The sequence below is a fragment of the Pseudomonas sp. AGC41 genome (genome assembly GCF_057334555.1).
In genome coordinates this window covers 1-2,688 of the sequence record NZ_JBHFJB010000064.1, presented here as the reverse complement: position 1 = coordinate 2,688, position 2,688 = coordinate 1, and the positions used below count along the sequence as shown (strand labels likewise).

Genomic DNA, 2,688 nt, shown 5'->3' with positions numbered 1-2,688 from the left:
CGAAGGGGGCCCAACACCTCACCGAGCGTCGGCAACCTCGATCAAACGTCCCAAGGCGTCGTAATCCAACGCGCGGCCCCATTCATCGCGCGTCATATTGCCGTCGGCATCGTATCGAAGCACAATCGCCGGAGGATAATCGCCATGAGAATTGGTCATCCGGCTCAGCTGTGCCGGGTCTGCACCGTCGAAAAAATACCTGGCGTCGTTAGCACCTTCTGGAAACTCTGTTTGGACACGGATCATATTGTCCAGCGCATCAAAGCGGAACGTCTGCGCCTTGATCAACTTGCCATAAGGGTCAGTCGGTAGCTGGGTTCCAACGCACAGGTAATTGGTCAATCGTCCTCGCAAATCGTATTCATAGGTTTCATCGCGCAGCAGCAGGCGGCCTTCGCTCAGGCTTCTGTGCTCCAGGGCATCCACCGCGTTGTATTGCTGATGCAATCGCTGCTGCCAACCTGGGCTTTCGAAAATACGCAGGGTCTCACGGTCGAACTCGTCGTATTGCAGCTCAACACGCAATTGCAGAGCATTGTCGTGAGTCTCGATTGTCCGGCTCCGTCCCAGCTCATCGTAGGTGAACTGCGACTGGGTAGAACCAAGCTGGGTGGAAGTGACGCGCCCCGCCCCTTCATAGTCCCCATCGTCGTCAGCCCTGTCGTCATAGACATAGTCCTGGGTTTGCCCGAGCACATCGGTGTAGCTCAGTAATCGGCCGCGCAAGCTGTAGATATAACTCATCTCGTGTTGCTGGCCATTTTCATGACGGGTTTCGCTTTTCAACTGGCCATTACTGAAATACTCCCGAATCAATTGCAGCTCTCCCTCCCGGCAATTAAGCAAACGGGCATTCTGGTTATCGTACACGTAGCTGGCCTCGCCGCTCGGCAGCAGCCGTAGCGTTGGCTCTTCGCCGAGTTGCAGCTGATACTCGTAAAATATTTGCTGGCCCGATGCAGTCGTTACTGACTCAGGCTGCAACTGGCCCGGCTTGTACGCCATGTGGCGGATACGGCCGCCGGTATTCGAGAGGATCCTGCGATCGAGCCCATCGAACCATTGCTCACCCAACACCACTGCATCTACGCTGATTTTGGTCGGCAGGTCTGCACTGCTGTGTTCGGCATAGGTGCGGGTTACCTGGGCGCCGCCGGGCAGGACGGTCAAGGTCATCCGGTCGTCGGCATCGTAACTATATTCCGTGACGGCATCGCGCGCGTCGGTCTCCCGAACCGTACGCCCCAGCCCATCATAGTCATAGCGGTGCACGCTGACAGACCGCCCTGACAGATCGAAACGTTCGACGCGTAGCGGCTTTTCGAATTTTCCCACCCAGGTTTTTTCCGTTCCGGTGCGCAATGTTGCATCGTCGGAGCTTTGTCGCCAGGTACTGACGATCGGGTCTACCTCGTCACCGATCGGGTCGTGCATTTCGAACGTCTTTACCTTGTCCGGCCCCGTCGTACAGCACTGCTGTCCCCAGTCATCGAACTCGTAAGTAGTGACCAAACGCAGTGTCCGCGCCTGCAGCCAGTCGAATTCGACTTCCGCCACCAAGTTGCCCATGGCGTCATGGTGCGCTTCATAAATTTCTCGCCAGGGTTTTTGTTCAGGGTCACCATCGACATCCTGGCGATCTTCGCGAATTGCCCGATTAAGCCCATCGACCAGCGTACGAGTTTCTACGCCCTTGACATCGGTAAGATGCTGGCTTGCTTGCTGGCCGTCCTGTGCCGTCAAGGCGTATGCGTAATAGCGAGTAGCCGCGTACTCGGTTCCAGGCGCCACGGTTTCACTGGTTGCCCGCTGCAACGCATCGTACGTGGTACGGATCTCCATATCATTGTCATCCCGCCTGAGCAGGGCCTGACCATGGATAAGCGAATCCTGTGTGGTGATTACATTCTGCACGTGACGAGGGCTGCCCATCTGGTCAGGCTCGCCATGATCGAAGCCGATCAGCGTCTCCAGCGTCTGCAGCACAGTCTCGTCAACCAGGCGCCCCACGGGTTTGCTGTACTCGAACGTCCTCTTGGTAACGTTTCCGTTACGCTGGTCGGATTGCCCCAGCACCCGGCCATGGGCAAACACGTCAGTGGGATTGTCAATGTAATCATGGTGGACTTCATGCAACACCGTTTCCACCTCACCCAGCACCTGCGCCCGGGTTTCACTGTCCACCAGTAACCCGCCCTTATCGAGACTCCCGGTCAGCGGCGGCAGCTCGATATAGCGGTACCGCGTGCGCAGCACCGGGGCCTGCCCTTCATGGCCCTGCGCCGGGTACACGGTCTTGCTGCGCAGGTTGCGCACAAACCCCTGGGGGTCGGGGGGGCAGCCATCGTCGCCTGCGGCCGGGTAATATTCGCTTACGATGCAAATGCCGTTGTGCTGGCACTCTTGCAGCAGGTTGCCGAAGTTGTCATAGGTGGTGCTCAGGATCTCGCTGCGGGCCTGGCTTGCGTCGTCCGCCAGCTCCCAGCGTTTTTCCACGGTCTTGGGCAGTTGGAAGTACGCCGGCTGTACATCGAAGCTGCCGGGGACGTTGTGGTAGGTAGTCTTCACCCTTTGCACGGCGTTGCCCTGGGTGGTGGTCTCCTCGGTCATCAGGTGAAAGTTGTTGAAGGTGCGTTGCACCGTGCGCAGCACCTTGCCGTCGACCATATGGCTGGCGGTTGAGCCGTA

General features: G+C 58.0%; 1 protein-coding gene. It reads right to left on the bottom strand.

Annotated features, from left to right (window positions below):
• Positions 1 to 18: 18 nt before the first annotated feature.
• Positions 19 to 2,688, bottom strand: a 2,670-nt coding sequence (locus ACE04F_RS11885; protein ID WP_486106894.1) for an RHS repeat domain-containing protein, incomplete at its 5' end; no start/stop codon positions are given.